The following is a 14,990-nucleotide window of genomic DNA, read 5'->3' as shown; positions in this document are numbered from 1 at the left end:
TAGTCTTCTATAAGACATAAGACGCGCCATATTATGCCCCACCTTTGCGGCAGACACCAGTTTTTACGTTATCGCTAACGCCGTCATGCATTCCGGATGGAAAAATGGGAGCGCCAAGCAAAAAAACCCGCCAGGACCGAAGTCGGGCGGGTCTTTCCACTGCACAGAACTTGCCTGCGCGGCCCGAAGGCCGCACGCACGCGGGCTTTACGCCGACAGTGCTTTCAGGGCTGCAGCCAGGCGGCTCTTGTGGCGCGCTGCTTTGTTCTTGTGGATGATTTTCTTGTCAGCGATGCTGTCGATTTTCGACACGGACTGCTGGAAGATCAGGGTCGCGGCTTCTTTGTCGCCAGCCTGGATGGCTTTGCGAGCTGCCTTGATTGCGGTACGCAGGGTCGAACGCTGCGACGAGTTGTGCGCGTTTTGCTTAACTGCTTGACGAGCGCGCTTGCGCGCTTGTGCGGTATTTGCCATGGAATTTCCTAAATCGGGGTCAAGTTGCGTTTGCAAACATTAGCGACTGTTAAACCGGCGCAGGAGCCTGCCCAACGATTAGTGTCTGCTAACAGAATTCAGTACAGCCCATGATTATAGCGAAGCTTTCAAGTCTGGGCAATTCAAAATTCAAAGATTGTCGGCCGGATGTCGGTACCGGTCGAGTTGCACCAGTATAATCTCGCGCCATGAACCTGCTCAGAACCCTCGCCGCCATCTCCAGCATGACGATGCTTTCGCGCGTCACTGGCCTCTTGCGTGAAAGCCTGTTTGCACGCGCTTTCGGCGCCTCGGCGTATACCGATGCCTTCATCATCGCGTTCCGCCTGCCCAACCTGCTGCGGCGTCTGTTTGCCGAAGGCGCGTTCTCGCAAGCGTTCGTGCCAATTCTGTCCGAATACAAGACGCAGCATGGCGACGTGGCCACCAAGACGCTGGTCGACCATGTCGCCACGTCGCTGCTGTGGGCCACGGTGCTTACCAGCATCGTGGGCATCATTGGCGCCCCGCTGCTGATCATGATCCTGGCCGGCGACCTGCGCGAGACGCCCGGCGCGTATAACGCGTCGGTCATCATGACGCAGATGATGTTCCCGTACATTGCCTGCATGTCGTTTGTCGCGCTGGCCGGCGGCATCCTGAATACCTGGCGCCAGTTCAAGATCCCCGCGTTCACGCCGGTGCTGCTGAACCTGTCGTTCATCTTCGCGTCGCTCGTGCTGGTCAACTACCTCGAGCAGCCGATCTATGCGATGGCGATTGCCGTCTGCGTCGGCGGCCTGCTGCAGGTGGCGATCCAGATTCCATCGCTCGTGAAAATCGGCATGCTGCCGCGCATCTCGTTCAATCCAATGACGGGCCTGCGCGACGCCGGCGTGCGCCGCATGCTCAAGAAGATGGGTCCGGCCGTGTTTGCCGTGTCCGCAGCGCAGATCAGCCTGTTGATCAATACCGGCATCGCCGCCAGCCTCGCCGCCGGCGCCGTCTCGGCGCTGCAGTATGCCGACCGCCTGATGGAGTTCCCGACCGCGATGCTGGGCGTGGCCCTGGGGACGATCCTGCTGCCATCGCTGTCGAAAGCCAATAGCGAAGGCGATACCGCCGAATACGCAGCGCTGCTGAACTGGGGCCTGCGCCTGACCTTCCTGCTCGCGCTGCCGGCCGCGGTCGGCATGGCCACGCTGGCGGTGCCGATGATCGCCACCCTCTTCCACTACGGTAAATTCGACGATGCAGCGCTGGTCAATTCATCGATGCCGCTGATGGCCTACAGCGCCGGCCTGCTGGGCATCATCCTGGTCAAGATCCTGGCGCCGGCGTTCTACGCTCGCCAGGACGTCAAGACGCCGGTGCGCATCGCCGTTGCGGTGCTGGTTGCCACGCAGCTGATGAACCTGATCTTCGTGCCGCTGATGGGCGTGGCGGGCCTGGCCCTGTCAATTGGCCTGGGCGCCTGCATCAATGCGACCTGCCTGTACATTGGCCTGCGCAAACGCGGCATCTATACGCCGCAGCCGGGCTGGGGGAAATTCTTCCTGAAGCTTGCCATCGGCGTGGCGGTCATGGGTGCGGTCGCATGGTTCGGCCAGGCGCAGTTCGACTGGGCCGCCATGAAGGTGACGCCCGGCCTGCGCATCGGTGCGCTGTTCGGCATCATCGTGGCCAGTGCCGTGACGTATTTTGCGATGCTCGCGCTGCTGGGGTTCCGGCCACGCGACTTCCGGCGCCGCGCGGCCTGAACGCTGCTTAGCCTGCGCCACCCCGGCGCAGCGCCGCGATCCGCGCCACAGCATTGCGCTGGTTCGGATCGGCCGCGACGGCTTTTTCGTACGCCGCAATGGCTGACTTGGTGTCGCCGAGCGCTTCATATGCCTCGCCTTCACTGTCGAACGCATTGGCGTACTTCGGTTCGAGGAACGTGGCCAGCTTGAACAGTTCGACGGCGCCGCGCGCGTTCTTCCCGCGCAGCAGTTGGTAGCCCAGCGTATTCATGCTCAAGGGGCTGAGTTTGAAGTCGGGCGAGCGTGCCACCATCCCGGCGTGGATCGACTGCGCATCCTTGTAGCCGGCCTTGGCGAACGCACGCAGGAAGTCGCCTTCGTCAAGGAGTTCATGGCGGGCCGGCGTGAATGTCATCGACATCACCTGCGGGCCGATACCATGGCGCGCCGGCGACTGCTTCAGCCATGCAAGCGCCTCGCCGTCCTGCTTCAGATAGGCGTCCAGGAACCGGCGCACATACAGCGCGCCGCTGCGGTATGCCTGCAGCACATCGGCACGCGCATAGTCGCCGAACGCCGCATCGTCGGCAAAGCGCACATGCCACGCGCTGAAATCGGGATGCGTCATCGGCGGCAGGGTCGCGACATACACGTCGGAATAGGTCATCGTGTTGAGGTAACTTTTGCCAAGCATGTCCCTGCGCTCCATGACTTCCGCGGACGGCGCACGCGCGCCCAGGTACAGCATCGGCACCGCCGTGCGCACTGGCTGCACATAACCCGCCGCGCCCCACACCTTTGGGTGATACCGGATGGAGCCATCCAGGCTGACCAGCGCCTTGATGCGGCTGGAACGCGCCGCGGCAAACACATTGGCCATGCCGCCCCAGCTGAAACCTGCCGCCGCCACATTGCCGATGTCGGCCTGCGGCAGCGTCTGTGCATAATTGGCAAGGAAGGCGATATCGGCGGCCTGCGCCTCGACGCCGTCGACGTCGTCGGTCATCATGACCGAGCGCGCGCCCAGGCTGCGGCTGGCGAGCACCACATAGCCATGGCTGGCCAGGTATTCGCACAGGTCGATGTTTTCATGGGCTTGGGCAGCAAAGCTGGGCGCGTAGATCACCACCGGAAAGCGGCCTGCGGCAGCCGCTGCATCGCGCACGGCCAGCGTCGGCGCGCGGTACTGCGCGCTTTGCGGTCCCGCCACCCAGTCTGCCCGCTGCCTGGTTGCTTCGGCAGCCGGCGCGGTGAAGTCGACATCATTCAGGCTGGTCTGCTGATAATCTGCGGCCAGCATCGGCGCGCCGCCACCACGCCTGGCTGGATACCAGACCAGCATCTGGATTGGCCGGCCAGGCGCAGCATTGCCGGCCTTGCCGAACGCATCGACCTGCGGCTCGAGCATACGACTGTAGTCATATTGCTGGATGACGCGCAAGCCGACGGCATGCGGGCCAGCCTCAGGAATCAGATTTGGCGCGGCAGGCGCCGGCACGCCTGCACTGGCACTGACACTGACGGCGATGGAGAAGAAGATCAGGACGGGACGCAGGCTCATTGGCGATTTCATTGGCGACTTCATTGGTTGTTCACTTGGCTGGTGCGGCCGATGGCCGGATCGGCGTGTACTGCGCAGAGACCAGCTTCCAGGCGCCGTCCTGCTGCTGAGCCACGAAGCTCGAGCGCAGCGAGGCTGTGCGGGTTTGTCCGCCAACCGTCATGGCGTACGACACCTTCGCGAGCACGATGGCGGTATTGCCCAGCACCCGCGGCGTGATCTCGTCGACGGTGATTGCCGGCAGCGGCTTGTCGTCATGCTTGACATAGAACGACAGCATCTTCGCGCGCGGGTCGACCTCGCCCAGCGGGGAAACCTCGATATAGTTCTCGGCTGTCAGCGCTTCCAAAGTGGCGCGGTCGAACGTGCCCTGCGCGGTGGCAAAGCGCTGCACCAGCTCGCTGACCGACTGTTCCGGCGTGGCGGCGTGGGCGGGCGTGATCAACAGGCAGGCAAGCGCGCCCGCAATGCATAGCATGTTGCTGTAACGGCGCGACAGGACAGAAATCATGCGGCTCCTCGTAAAGTTTGTCAACGCCGGTAGTGGCGTCACGGTGACGGTCGATCATAGCAATCCGCGTTATCGTTGCCTATTAAAAATGGATACATATGGCTGCTGGGTTACTGTGCAGTGCTAATAAACTTCGCTACAAAAGCAGGCGGTCTGCCACAGCAACCGCAGTCTGCCGGCGCTCGTGCAACTTGTTCCAGGGACCACGGGAACGTACACTAAGCAACGCTGACAATCTGCTTTGGCCAAAAGCAGCCAGTCGCGACAATCCCCCGGGCAAAGGGGCTTATATCACATGCCATGATCGTTATTTTTTCATTAGAGAGTAAATGATCCTATGGGGCCGATCCGCATCCGCACTCTGCAACCAATTGATGCTGAGCCATTACTGAAATTTGAATTGGAAAATCGCCAGTGGTTTGAGCGTCACATTGATACACGCAATTCCGCCTTCTACTCACTTGAAGGCGTTACCGAACATATTGCCTCTTATTTATCCGGCCTTGATAACGGAACCTGGCATCCGCTTGTTATCGAAGATTCTGAAGGAAAAATAGTGGGCCGAGCGAACCTGAAAGATATCAACGTTTTGGAAAGATCGGCAGAAGTCGGATATCGGATTGCTGAAAACGCTTGCGGGCAAGGATTAACAACACTGGCGGTCAGGCGGTTGATCCATGAGGCGCGGTCACATTGGAACCTGAGTCTTTTAGTCGCCAATGTACATGCTGGAAATATAGGTTCGGCAAAAGTGCTCCAACGGTGTGGATTCTCGATCAAACACGTGATTCGCCAGCAAGAGATAGAGTGCAATTATCAGTTTGTGCTTTCAATCAACGACTCCAGCCTGTACGAATCGGCAATGTCAGACGTACCCTGCCCCGCTTGACCCTGCCCTGCTACTGCGTGCAAGTCATCATTCCGCACTACGCAAAGCCCTTGTCCCACATTCGATACCCCATGCTACCAAAAGGTAACTGCCCAATTCCAATTAATCTTTTTAATTACAACAAGTCTTGTAAATAATTGACGAAATTTGATATTTCGCGCATTTCTGCAGATATTGGAGTTGTAGACTGCTATTGCTTTCCCTGACAGGCCAAGCCTTCGATGGCGCAGCGAATAATGTTATAAAGCATTTTACTAAAGTCTAATATGCGACGATGTTTCAATTTGCGAGGAGTGATAATGGCTCTTGTAGCGGGAATTATCTTTCTTGTTGGAGGTGCTTTCGGCCTGTATTGGACTGGGAAGCGGGCGTTTTATCGGCGCAATTCTGCTGGGATTCAGGAATTCAATAGCTATAGCGGAGCGCTCGTAACCAACGCGTTGGAGGGCATTGTCAGGATAGGATCGGTGATTGGTATCGTGCTGGGCGTCATGATGATTTCTATGTGGTTCATGTTTGGACGCTAGTCTGTAAGTCTTGCCAGGAGTGCGGCCATCGGACTACCCATAAGATCGCCTGCCTCGCCTGCTCGACGACGCATCAGCCAGGAACAAAGTCTGGTACCGACTGCGGCGAGCGCCAAGCTGGAGACCGGGCTTGAACCTGCAGGCGCGGGCGCGCTCTGTGGTAATGGTCGGCCACCCCTACCGGTCTTCAGGCGGCTTTTCCGGCGAGGCTTCGGCTTCCGGTTCGGGTGCATTCACCGGCGCAGGTTCCGGGACGGTATCCAGCGCGGTATCCGGCACGGTATCCGGCGCGGTATCCGGCACGGGATTGGACTCCTCTGTCGTCTCTGCCGGCGGCACATCTGCCGGCGCCGCCGCAGGCAGGCCAGGCGGCGCTGTTTGCGCTGGTTGCGCAGCCGGCGCAGTCGGCGTTGCTGACGCAGCAGGCAGTGGCTGCCCAGGCCCCTGCCCCAACGCCGGATCGCGCGCCTTGAACCGCCACGCCGAAATCGTATCCGCATTGTCCAGGCCCGCAAACCGGCTGTCGAAATTGGCGACCTTCAACGGTTTGGCCGTCGACAGGCTATGCACTGCCACCACGCCGGTCGTGCCGTCGCCCAGATACACCACACCCCACTCGGCCTTGCCCGTCAGCGGGTCGACGAAGATCTTGCGCAGGTGCCGGCGCACGCCCGGCACGCGCGGGTCCTTCAGCAATTCTTTGAGCGATGGCGGATACGGCGAGGCGCCTTGCGGTGTCGCCGCCGCGTAGCTGTCGAGCGCTGCGCTGAAGGCAGCGCCGATGTCCAGCAATTCTTCTTCGGCCGCCGCCCGTTGCAGCAGCGCGCCGATCTTGAGCGTAGCCGCGCCTACCAGGCCGATGATGGTGACAAAGATGATCAGGCCCAGATAGGTGAACCCGGCCTGGCGCCCGCGGCGTATCCCTGCCCGAACTACCATTCCAGATAGGGCCGGCCGCGCCGGTCGTTGCCCGGTGCACCGCTGCGCAGGTTGGCAAAGCCGCCCTGCTCCCCTTCGTGCGGGGCTTCGAGGATCCACGTGTCGCGCGCTTCGGTGACCGGGTCGAGCGGGATTTCGCGCAGGTAGCGCGCCTCCACCAGCTGCTCGAGCGACTCGGGATAGCGGCCGGTATCGGAGCGGTACTGATCGACCACCTGGCGCGTGTTGCGCAGGTTATCGGCCAGGATCGTCTCCTTCGCGCTGTCGATGCTGGGGAAAAAGCGCGGCAGCGCCACCGTCAGCAGTAGCGCGATGATCCCCAGCACCACCAGCAGTTCGATCAGCGTGAAGCCGCGGCCTTTTCCATCTGCGTGCATGCGCATTGTGCTCACCTCGTGCTCACCATTTGTTGTAGGGGATGCCGTTCAGCCCCACGCGCGTGGAGCGCGAATACACATCATAGACATCGTCGCCTTCCTGCGGTTGATCCGGCTCGCTGGCGTAGCTGCGCTTGCCCCAGGTGGCGGCGTCATCGAGATCGCGCTCAGGCGTAAATGGGTCGCGCGGCAGGCGCCGCATGAAATAGATCCTGGCCTGCTTCGGGCTGCGCAGATCGGGCACGCCCTGCACCAGCAATTCCAGGCGCGCCGGATAGCCACTGGCGTCGGCAGCCGTGGCCACGCGGCCTTCGTCGGCGGCCTTCTTGTAGGCGTCCAGGCCGGCGCGGATTTCGCGCAGGCCGCGCCGCAGTTCCTGCTCGTCGCGGCGCTGCACCGTGACTTCGGCCACGGGCAACACCAGGGTACCGAGCAGGCCCAGGATCGCGAGCGTGACGAGCAGCTCGATCAGCGTGAAGCCGTGCCGCGCGCGCATGCCCGGCTGCGTCATCGCTGCGGCACTGGCGGCGTCACGCCCGGCGGATAGGCGGCTGGCTGCGCCATGGCCTCGGGCGCAGCTTCCGGCGCAGATGCAGGCACAGATTCAGGCGCCGTCACCGGCTGACCCGGCGGCGCCGATGGCGGCGAACCCAGTTGCGGCGTGGCCGGCAAGGCCGACGGCGGCACCGAGAATGACGTCGCGGGTTCCTGCACGGGCGGCGGTGCGACCGGCGTCGTGACCGTGGTCGTGGTGACCGTCACTGGCGGCGCCAGAGCTGGCGTGGCAGGCCGAGCACCCGTCGTCGGCAGCAGCACGGGTGCGCGCACGGCGTTGTCGGGCCGGCGGCGGAAGCTCGCCTCGGTGCCGGCGCCGAATTCGGACGCCGATGCGGGCGGGCGCTGCACCGCGCGCACGATGCGCGGCGTGATCGACAGCAGGATCTCGGTGCGGCCGTTGCTGTCGGTCTGGCTGCCAAACAGGCGTCCGACGATCGGCAGGTCGCCCACGCCCGGCACCTTGGTGCCGCTGCTGCGGTCTTCATTGCTGATCAGGCCAGCGAGCACCTGGTTCTCGCCATCCTTCAGTTGCAGCATGGTGGTCGCCGAGCGGCTGCCGATGCGGTAGGCCACCGTGCCGTTGCGGGTCTCGACGCGCTCGCCCAGCGTGCTGACCTCGAGGTTGATGCGGATCGCCACCTCGTTGTTCAGGTAAATGGTCGGCTCGACGTTCAGCGTCAGGCCCACGTCCAGATAGGTGATGTTATCGGACGCGAAGCCGCCGATCCCCGACGACACCGTCGCCGAGATATTCGGGATCTTGTCGCCGATGACGATCTTGGCCTTTTCCTTGTTGCGCACGCGAATGCGCGGATTGGCCAGCGTCGTCGTGTCGCCGTCGGTCTTGCTGGCGTTGAGCGTGGCGCTGATCGGGCCTGTCGTGATCGTGCTGCTGTTCAGGCCACGCAGCTGGTCGATGGTCAGCACATTGCCATCGAACGACGTCAGTGGCGAGAACCCGAGCGATGACGGCCAGTTGATCCCCAGGTCCATCACGCTGCTGCGGTTGATCTCCAGCACCTCGACGTCGAGCATGACTTCGGGCTCCGGCACGTCCTGCAGCGCCACCAGCTGCGTGGCGATGCGGATCGCTTCCGGGTTGTCGCGCAGGATCACCAGGTTCAGTTTTTCATCGACCACCACGTCGCGGCTCTTGAGGATCGTCTTGAACGTATTGGCAATCGCCTTGGCATCGGCGTTCGCCAGGAAGAACGTCTTGACCGTCATTTCCTGGTACTCGCGCAGCTTGGCCGCGACGTTCGGGTAGATCAGGATCGTGTTGCCGTCCATGACCTGGCGCTCGAGCTGGTTCGTCATGAGCAGGTAGTACACGGCCGCTTCGACGGTGCTGTTCTTCAGGAAGATCGAGGTGCGGGTATCGGCCTTGACGTCCTTATCGAAGATGAAGTTCAGGCCCGAGTGGCGCGCGATGATCTCGAACACCTGCTTGAGCGGGGCATCGCGAAATTCGAGGCTGATGGGCTTGCGGAAGCTGGCCGCCAGCGCTGCCGGGCCGGATGGCGCAGCCGCCGCTTTCTCGTCGATCTCCAGCAGCAGCAGGCGCGCCGCCTCGTGCGCCGGGCGCTCGGTCAGCACGGCCGCGAGCTTGTTGCGGGCGGTCTCGATATCGTCCTTCTCGAACGCTGCGCGCGCCTCGATCAGTGCGGCCGCGTGGCGCCGGTCCGCCTCGACCTGGCGCAGGCCAGCACGGGCGCGGTCGTTGCCCGGATCGATGGTCTGCACGCGCCGGTATTCATTACTGGCCACGTCGATCTGGCCGGTGGCCAGTGCGCGGTCGGCTGCCTCCACCATGCGCACGACGGCGCCGTCGCGCGCGCGCAGGTAGGCCGCCTTGTATTCGGGATTGCCGGGGTCGGAGGCCAGCGCCTCCTGGTACTTGGCAAGGCCGGCGCCGACCTTGTCCTGGGCCACCAGTGCATTGCCCTCCTGGTAGGCGCGCTGCGCCGCGCAACCCGCGAGAAGAAACGGCAACAGCAGCAGGGTCAACCCCCGCATCGGCAAACGAGCCATCAATCGAATACTCCAATATTGAGCTGCTGGACCTGGTCCAGCGGCAGGTAAGTCAGGGTCAGCGTGGGCGGACGGATCGCGTCGACGCGGTAGGCGCCGTCGATCGTCGCGCCGTCGCGCACGAGATAGGTACGGTCGTTGCGGGCCAGGTAGATTTCCCAGACGCCGTCCTGGAGCGACTTGCCGATGTACTTGAACGGCAGGGGCGGCGCCACGGGCGGCGGCGGTGGCGGCGGCGGTAGATTCGATGGCGGCGGCGGTGGCGGCGTCCAGTCGTGGCGCGCAAACAGGCCCTGCTCGCCCTCGCCGAAGCGCTCGCCGTCGGCGCCGATCAACTCGTCGCGCGGGACCAGGCGCACGATCGCGGTGTCCGCGACGGGCTTGGCCACTGCCACGGCCGTGCTGCGCGCAGGCGCAGTAGACGAGACTGTCGCCACACGTTCGGCCGGCGCGGCCAACGTATCTTCAGGCGTGGTGTCGCCAAAGACCACAAGGCCGGCAGCCAGCGCCAGCGCGCCACCCATGGCAATGTGACGGGGTTTCATCGTGCTTCTCCCGGTGTGGCGCTGCGCTCGGCGAGATAGAACGTCAGGCGCAGCCGCGCATCGACGCCTGCCTCGCCAATCGCGTCGCGGCGAAACGCCACGTCGTCGAGCGAGGCATGCGGTACCGCGCGCAGCACGTCCATCGCGAACTGCCAGATCGCCCCGTAACTGCCCTTGACCGGCAGGTTGACCTGATAGGCGACCAGCTTGGCGTTGCGGTCAACGGTGGTGCGGTACTCGCCCTGCTCCAGCGTCAAGCCATGGCGCGCGGCCAGTGCGAACACCGCTTTCAACTGGCGCTCAACACTGCGCGCATCGCCCAGCGTCGCGTAGAACTGCGCCAGGTTCTGGTCGCTGCTCGGTGGCGGCGCGCTTGGTGCCGGGCGCGGTGGCAGCGGCGTGCGCGCGAGACGGCGCGCCGTCTCGTAGTCTGCTTCGAGGCGGGCGCGCGCCGGCACCAGCGCGACCTGCACGGCTGCGCCGGCCACGATCAGCGCCACGACCAGCGCCACTAGCGGATTGACGCGCGCGAGCAGCAGGCGGGCGCGCAATGGCAGGGTCGCGAGCGTCATGGCGTCCCCCATTGCACGCTGACCTGGAAGCGCAGCGGCCGGTTCGGGTCTTCCTGCATCACTTCATGGCGCATCAGCACCACACTCGTGAACCATTCCTCGGCCTGGAGGCGCGTGATGTAGGCCAGCATGTCGTCGCTGTTCTTTGCCTCGGCGCTGATGCGCAGCGTGCGCCGCTTGGCGTCGGGCTCCAGCGCCAGCAGCGCGATTGACGCTGGCGTGGCGTCGGCCAGTGCCGCCGCCAGGTCGCGCCATGGCAGGTTCAGTTGCCCTACGGCGGCGTTGACGGCGGTGACCTGCGCCGGCGCCAGGATGACCTTCGGCGCGGCGGCCACCACGACGGGCGGCGGCGCACTGCGCACGGCCAGCGCCGCCTGCAAGTCGGTCAGCTCCTGCTGCTGCTCGACGTAGCGCTGGGTCATGAACCCTGCGGGCACGCAGATCAACAACACGGCGGGCAGCATGAAGATCAGACGTGGCGGCGTGCGAAACAGCGTGCGGCGCAGGCCCGGCGGGGCAAAATCGATGCGGGTACGTTTCACGCGGGCGCTCCCGTACGCGCCAGGCGCGCCAGGTCGGACCAGCCGTCGCCGGCGTTCTGTTCGAGCAGGCTGCAGGCGAACTTCAGGCGCCCCGGGCTGCTGCCCCAGGCCGCCGGCGCGGCGCCGCACAGTTGCAGCCGTTCGGGCCGCCCCACGCCCACGCGCAGCGCTTCGCGCGCCACGTGCGATTCCAGCCAGTTGCGATCGGCGCCGGCCGGGATCGGGCTGCTGCGCACGGCCATCAGGAGCGCGCCGTCATAGGCTGCAAGCGACAGCACGCCGCCATGCACCTGGCCGAACCACGCCCCTGTCCTGCGCGCCTGGCGCCACTGATTGAGCGCGGCCACGAACTGCGGCCGGATGTCGACCAGGTAAAAGCGGTGGGTCTCGGCGGCCAGCTGCAAGCCGTCGAGCAGATTGAGCGGCGCGGCGCTGGCCAGGAACGGCTTGGCGGCATCCCAGTCGGCGCGGATCACCCACTCGGAAGGCGGCGCCCCGAACAGGTGCTGGAAGCGCAGCGCGGCCGCCCCTTCGAGGTCGCCCATGCGCGTTGCTTCTTGCGGCGGCGTGACCTGCCACAGTCGGATCAATTCATCGGCCAGCACGACACTTACCGTCCAGCCGCCAGGCGCATGGTCGGAAAACAGCGCGGAGAGGCCCGTGGCCAGCGCATCGGGCGCGAACAGGTCGAGCCGCTGCTCGGCCAGCAGCACGGGCGCGCGGCCGAACAGGCGGTCGATCCTGACGAGGGCCAGGCCATCGCTGGCAATGCCCAGACGCAGGGTGTGTCCGAAGCGCAGATTGGTCCGCCTAAGCATGCAGGGTCACTCGCTTGATTTCATCGATGGTGGTGGCGCCGCGCCGCACCAGGTCAAGCGCAGCCAGGCGCAGGCTGCGCGTGCCATTGGCATGGGCCGCGGCCTTGATGCGGCGGATCGGCTGCTTGTCGACGATCAGTTCACGGATCTCGTCGTTCAGGGTCAGGATTTCAGCGATCGAACGGCGGCCCTTGTAGCCGGTGCCACGGCAATCGCCGCAGCCCTTGCCGCGCATGAACAGGTAGTCGCCCACCTCGGCACGTTCCAGGTGCACCGAGGCCAGTTCAAGGTCGGTCGGGTCGTGCCGCTCGCCGCAGCGCGGGCAGTTCATGCGGATCAGGCGCTGGGCCCAGATGCCGTTCAGGGCCGAGACGAACGCATACGGATCGATGCCCATGTGCGTGAAGCGTCCGAACACGTCGAACACATTGTTGGCATGGACGGTCGTCAGGACCAGGTGACCGGTCAGCGCCGACTGCACCGCAATTTCGGCGGTTTCGCGGTCACGGATCTCGCCCACCATGATCTTGTCCGGGTCATGCCGCAGGATCGAGCGCAGGCCCTTGGCGAAAGTCAGGCCCTTCTTTTCGTTGACCGGGATTTGCAGGATGCCGGGCAGCTGGTATTCCACCGGGTCTTCGATCGTGATGATCTTTTCGCGGCCATTGTGGATTTCGGTCAGCGCCGCGTACAGCGTCGTGGTCTTGCCCGAACCGGTGGGGCCCGTCACCAGCAGCATGCCGTAGGCTTCCTGCGCCAGATGGCGCAGCGTAACGAGCGATGGCGCGTCGAACCCCAGCGCTTCGAGCGTGAGCGAGCCGTAGGCCTCGATCATCGCGCGCTTGTCGAGGATACGGATCACCGCATCTTCGCCGTGAATGCTCGGCATGATCGACACGCGCAGGTCGATGTCGCGCCCGGCCGCCTCGACCCTAAAGCTCCCGTCCTGCGGTACGCGGCGCTCGGCGATATCGAGTTCGGCCAGTACCTTCAGGCGCGAAATGATGTGCTCGGCCAGTTCGATGCCGCCCACCGTCGTCGCATGATCGAGCACGCCATCGACGCGGTATTTCACGGCCAGGCCGCCGGCCGTGCTTTCCAGGTGAATGTCCGAGGCGCCGGCTTTCAGCGCGTCGTACAGCGTGGAGTTGACCAGCTTGACGGCCGGGCTGCCCGCTTCGGATACCGATGCGAACGACAGCACGGTGCCGATCTTGCCATCGCGCCGGCCGTCGGCTGCCCCACCCACGAGCGAATCGACGGCGCGCGCCGATTCTTCCTGCTTTGAGAGGTAGGCCTGGATGTCGGCCTGCTGCGCCAAGCACAGTTCGAGTGGCCGGCCAGGTGTGGCGCGGGCCTGGGCGCCAAGCCACGTCTGCAGGTCGAGATCGAACGGATCGGCCACCACGCCAACGAGGCGCCCGTCGGCGTGGCGCAGCAGCGCGCAGTGACGCGACAGCGCCTGCGCCAGCGGCAGCAGGTCGAACGCCGGTGCGAGCAGCAGCATCTCGCCCGTCTCCATGACGGGCAGCGCAAACAGCCCCGCCAGGCCGTCGACCAGTTCACGCGCGTCGCGCCTGGTCAGCGCTTCCAGCTCGGCCACGAGGCCCCGGCGCGATACGTTGGCCGCTGCTCTGGCCTGCGCCAGGATGGCGGGATCGAACGGCGCGGCGGTCACGACATATCCCCTGCCAGATCGAAGATCGGCATGTACAACAGCACGACGATGGCGCCGACCACGAGGCCGATCGCCGCCATCAACAGCGGCTCGAAGGTGCGCGTGAAGCGATCGATCCAGCGCCCGATCTCGCCATCGTAGAACGCGGCCGACTGGGTCAGCATCGGCCCCATTTCGCCCGTGCGTTCACCCACGCGCAGCATGCGCAGCGAGATCGGCGTGGTCAGGCCATGGGCTTCGAAGGCGTTCGACATCGGCTCGCCCGACTCGATCGCGGCGCGCGCCGCCGACAGGTTCCTGGCCAGGTGCGGCGAGACCATCTGCTGCACGGTCTCGATGGCGCCGACGATCGTGATGCCGCCTTCGGTCAGCATGCCGAGCGTCAGGTACAGGCGCGAGAGTTCATAGACGCGCGCACGCTCGCCGATGCCGGGCACGCGCCGCAGCAGTCGGCCCATGCCGCCGCTGCGGCGCAGGTGGCGGATGCCGGCCACGATGCCGGCCACCACCAGCACGGCGCCGATCAGGATCGCCGTCCCATGGCCGGACGCGAACTGGCCCCAGTCGAGCAGCAACTGCGACAGCCATGGCAGGTCGCGACCCGCGCCCTGGTAGACCTCGGCGAATTTGGGCACCACGTAGCCGATCAAAAAGCCCGAGACACCCCCGCCGACCATCAGCAGGATCACCGGATAGATCGAGGCGCTGACGATCTTCGCGCGCACGGTGTCGATGCGCTGCTGGTAATCGATGTAGCGCGTCAGGGCGCGCGGCAGGTCGCTCGTGCCTTCGGCGGCGCGCACGATGCCGATGTACAGCGGCGGAAACAGCGCCGGCTGCGCCGCCAGCACGGCCGAAAAACGCTTGCCTTCACGCAGGCCGCCGAGCAGGCGTTCGAGCACGGCGCGGGTGGGCGCGGCGCTTTCCTTTTCCAGCAGGGCTTCGAGACTTTCGACGATGCCGAGGCCCGCATTGAGCAGCGCGAGCAGCTCCTGGCTGAACAGGACCAGAGATAATTTGGCGCCGCGCGAACTGGCCAGACGTGCGCCGCGCGCCGGTTCGACGGCGCTGACGAACAGGCCGCGCGCCTCGATCTGGCGGCGTGCATCCTGCGCATCGAGCGCATCGACGACGAGGTTGGCGATCGACATGTCGGGCGCGAGGGTGCGAACGGCAAACTGCATGGGCGGTGCTGTCAGGTGGGTGATGCAGACAATGGGGCGAAC

16 protein-coding genes are annotated in these 14,990 nt (G+C 64.6%); 3 read left to right on the top strand and 13 right to left on the bottom strand.

Annotation, left to right across the window (positions count from 1 at the left end):
* Nucleotides 1-207: 207 nt before the first annotated feature.
* Entirely contained in the window at nucleotides 208-474 is a 267-nt protein-coding gene (rpsT, locus tag AC1MGT_RS18685) for a 30S ribosomal protein S20 (RefSeq protein WP_183550274.1), read from the bottom strand.
* 209 nt (nucleotides 475-683) lie between these two features.
* Between rpsT and murJ the strand changes: the two genes are divergently transcribed.
* Nucleotides 684-2,234, top strand: a complete 1,551-nt coding sequence (gene murJ, locus AC1MGT_RS18680; protein ID WP_499501529.1) for a murein biosynthesis integral membrane protein MurJ — start codon at nucleotides 684-686, stop codon at nucleotides 2,232-2,234.
* Between the two features lie 7 nt (nucleotides 2,235-2,241).
* Here murJ and AC1MGT_RS18675 read toward each other — a convergent pair whose 3' ends face one another.
* Together AC1MGT_RS18675 and AC1MGT_RS18670 are read right to left on the bottom strand one after the other, a co-directional pair.
* Nucleotides 2,242-3,789, bottom strand: a complete 1,548-nt coding sequence (locus AC1MGT_RS18675; protein ID WP_499501528.1) for a dienelactone hydrolase family protein — start codon at nucleotides 3,787-3,789, stop codon at nucleotides 2,242-2,244.
* A gap of 19 nt (nucleotides 3,790-3,808) precedes the next feature.
* Entirely contained in the window at nucleotides 3,809-4,288 is a 480-nt protein-coding gene (locus AC1MGT_RS18670; RefSeq protein ID WP_499501527.1) for a nuclear transport factor 2 family protein, read from the bottom strand.
* A 337-nt stretch (nucleotides 4,289-4,625) separates the two neighbouring features.
* On the opposite strand from AC1MGT_RS18670, the gene AC1MGT_RS18665 reads away from it, so the two are divergent.
* Together AC1MGT_RS18665 and AC1MGT_RS18660 are read left to right on the top strand one after the other, a co-directional pair.
* A complete protein-coding gene (locus tag AC1MGT_RS18665) occupies nucleotides 4,626-5,177 on the top strand; it encodes a GNAT family N-acetyltransferase (RefSeq protein ID WP_499501526.1) in 552 nt (183 codons plus the stop codon).
* Nucleotides 5,178-5,476: 299 nt separating this feature from the next.
* The gene (locus AC1MGT_RS18660; protein WP_499501524.1) at nucleotides 5,477-5,704 is read left to right on the top strand and encodes a hypothetical protein; all 228 of its coding nucleotides are present in this window, start codon (nucleotides 5,477-5,479) and stop codon (nucleotides 5,702-5,704) included.
* A 177-nt stretch (nucleotides 5,705-5,881) separates the two neighbouring features.
* Here AC1MGT_RS18660 and AC1MGT_RS18655 read toward each other — a convergent pair whose 3' ends face one another.
* From AC1MGT_RS18655 to AC1MGT_RS18610, 10 genes are read right to left on the bottom strand one after another with little or no spacing between them, the layout of a single operon-like run.
* Nucleotides 5,882-6,643, bottom strand: coding sequence for a type II secretion system protein (locus AC1MGT_RS18655; RefSeq protein ID WP_499501522.1), 762 nt, complete (start codon nucleotides 6,641-6,643; stop codon nucleotides 5,882-5,884).
* Nucleotides 6,637-7,026: a type II secretion system protein gene (locus tag AC1MGT_RS18650; protein WP_499501520.1), complete on the bottom strand. Its 390-nt coding sequence runs from the start codon at nucleotides 7,024-7,026 to the stop codon at nucleotides 6,637-6,639. Before AC1MGT_RS18650 ends, AC1MGT_RS18655 begins: the two co-directional genes overlap by 7 nt.
* Before the next feature lie 16 nt (nucleotides 7,027-7,042).
* Nucleotides 7,043-7,516 carry a type II secretion system protein gene (locus AC1MGT_RS18645; protein ID WP_499501519.1) on the bottom strand — a complete coding sequence of 158 codons (474 nt, stop codon included), beginning with the start codon at nucleotides 7,514-7,516 and terminating at the stop codon, nucleotides 7,043-7,045.
* Nucleotides 7,517-7,527: 11 nt separating this feature from the next.
* On the bottom strand, nucleotides 7,528-9,609 hold the full coding sequence (locus AC1MGT_RS18640; protein WP_499504319.1) for a secretin GspD/PilQ domain-containing protein: 2,082 nt from the start codon (nucleotides 9,607-9,609) through the stop codon (nucleotides 7,528-7,530).
* A complete protein-coding gene (locus AC1MGT_RS18635) occupies nucleotides 9,609-10,154 on the bottom strand; it encodes a hypothetical protein (RefSeq protein WP_499501518.1) in 546 nt (181 codons plus the stop codon). The genes AC1MGT_RS18640 and AC1MGT_RS18635 overlap by 1 nt, the downstream gene beginning before the upstream one ends.
* Complete coding sequence (locus tag AC1MGT_RS18630; protein ID WP_499501517.1) at nucleotides 10,151-10,726, bottom strand: hypothetical protein; 576 nt, start codon at nucleotides 10,724-10,726, stop codon at nucleotides 10,151-10,153. Before AC1MGT_RS18630 ends, AC1MGT_RS18635 begins: the two co-directional genes overlap by 4 nt.
* Nucleotides 10,723-11,268, bottom strand: a complete 546-nt coding sequence (locus AC1MGT_RS18625; RefSeq protein WP_499501516.1) for a PilN domain-containing protein — start codon at nucleotides 11,266-11,268, stop codon at nucleotides 10,723-10,725. The genes AC1MGT_RS18630 and AC1MGT_RS18625 overlap by 4 nt, the downstream gene beginning before the upstream one ends.
* Complete coding sequence (locus AC1MGT_RS18620; RefSeq protein WP_499501515.1) at nucleotides 11,265-12,086, bottom strand: hypothetical protein; 822 nt, start codon at nucleotides 12,084-12,086, stop codon at nucleotides 11,265-11,267. The genes AC1MGT_RS18625 and AC1MGT_RS18620 overlap by 4 nt, the downstream gene beginning before the upstream one ends.
* Nucleotides 12,079-13,764 carry a GspE/PulE family protein gene (locus AC1MGT_RS18615; RefSeq protein ID WP_499501514.1) on the bottom strand — a complete coding sequence of 562 codons (1,686 nt, stop codon included), beginning with the start codon at nucleotides 13,762-13,764 and terminating at the stop codon, nucleotides 12,079-12,081. The genes AC1MGT_RS18620 and AC1MGT_RS18615 overlap by 8 nt, the downstream gene beginning before the upstream one ends.
* Nucleotides 13,761-14,948 (bottom strand): type II secretion system F family protein, encoded by a 1,188-nt coding sequence (locus tag AC1MGT_RS18610; RefSeq protein WP_499501513.1) that lies wholly within the window; start codon nucleotides 14,946-14,948, stop codon nucleotides 13,761-13,763. The genes AC1MGT_RS18615 and AC1MGT_RS18610 overlap by 4 nt, the downstream gene beginning before the upstream one ends.
* Nucleotides 14,949-14,990 lie beyond the last annotated feature (42 nt).

The sequence above is a fragment of the Telluria sp. BA11 genome (assembly GCF_056680305.1).
Note: the sequence above shows the minus strand (reverse complement) of the source record. Positions and strands in the feature narration are given on the sequence as shown.

Coding starts and splice junctions, on each gene's coding strand:
- AC1MGT_RS18655 (WP_499501522.1), bottom strand. CDS start 6,643: ATGGTAGTTCGGGCAGGGATACGCCGCGGGCGCCAGGCCGGGTTCACC.
- AC1MGT_RS18650 (WP_499501520.1), bottom strand. CDS start 7,026: ATGCGCATGCACGCAGATGGAAAAGGCCGCGGCTTCACGCTGATCGAA.
- AC1MGT_RS18645 (WP_499501519.1), bottom strand. CDS start 7,516: ATGCGCGCGCGGCACGGCTTCACGCTGATCGAGCTGCTCGTCACGCTC.
- AC1MGT_RS18630 (WP_499501517.1), bottom strand. CDS start 10,726: ATGACGCTCGCGACCCTGCCATTGCGCGCCCGCCTGCTGCTCGCGCGC.
- AC1MGT_RS18640 (WP_499504319.1), bottom strand. CDS start 9,609: ATGGCTCGTTTGCCGATGCGGGGGTTGACCCTGCTGCTGTTGCCGTTT.
- AC1MGT_RS18610 (WP_499501513.1), bottom strand. CDS start 14,948: ATGCAGTTTGCCGTTCGCACCCTCGCGCCCGACATGTCGATCGCCAAC.
- AC1MGT_RS18670 (WP_499501527.1), bottom strand. CDS start 4,288: ATGATTTCTGTCCTGTCGCGCCGTTACAGCAACATGCTATGCATTGCG.
- AC1MGT_RS18665 (WP_499501526.1), top strand. CDS start 4,626: ATGGGGCCGATCCGCATCCGCACTCTGCAACCAATTGATGCTGAGCCA.
- AC1MGT_RS18660 (WP_499501524.1), top strand. CDS start 5,477: ATGGCTCTTGTAGCGGGAATTATCTTTCTTGTTGGAGGTGCTTTCGGC.
- murJ (WP_499501529.1), top strand. CDS start 684: ATGAACCTGCTCAGAACCCTCGCCGCCATCTCCAGCATGACGATGCTT.
- rpsT (WP_183550274.1), bottom strand. CDS start 474: ATGGCAAATACCGCACAAGCGCGCAAGCGCGCTCGTCAAGCAGTTAAG.
- AC1MGT_RS18635 (WP_499501518.1), bottom strand. CDS start 10,154: ATGAAACCCCGTCACATTGCCATGGGTGGCGCGCTGGCGCTGGCTGCC.
- AC1MGT_RS18620 (WP_499501515.1), bottom strand. CDS start 12,086: ATGCTTAGGCGGACCAATCTGCGCTTCGGACACACCCTGCGTCTGGGC.
- AC1MGT_RS18675 (WP_499501528.1), bottom strand. CDS start 3,789: ATGAAATCGCCAATGAGCCTGCGTCCCGTCCTGATCTTCTTCTCCATC.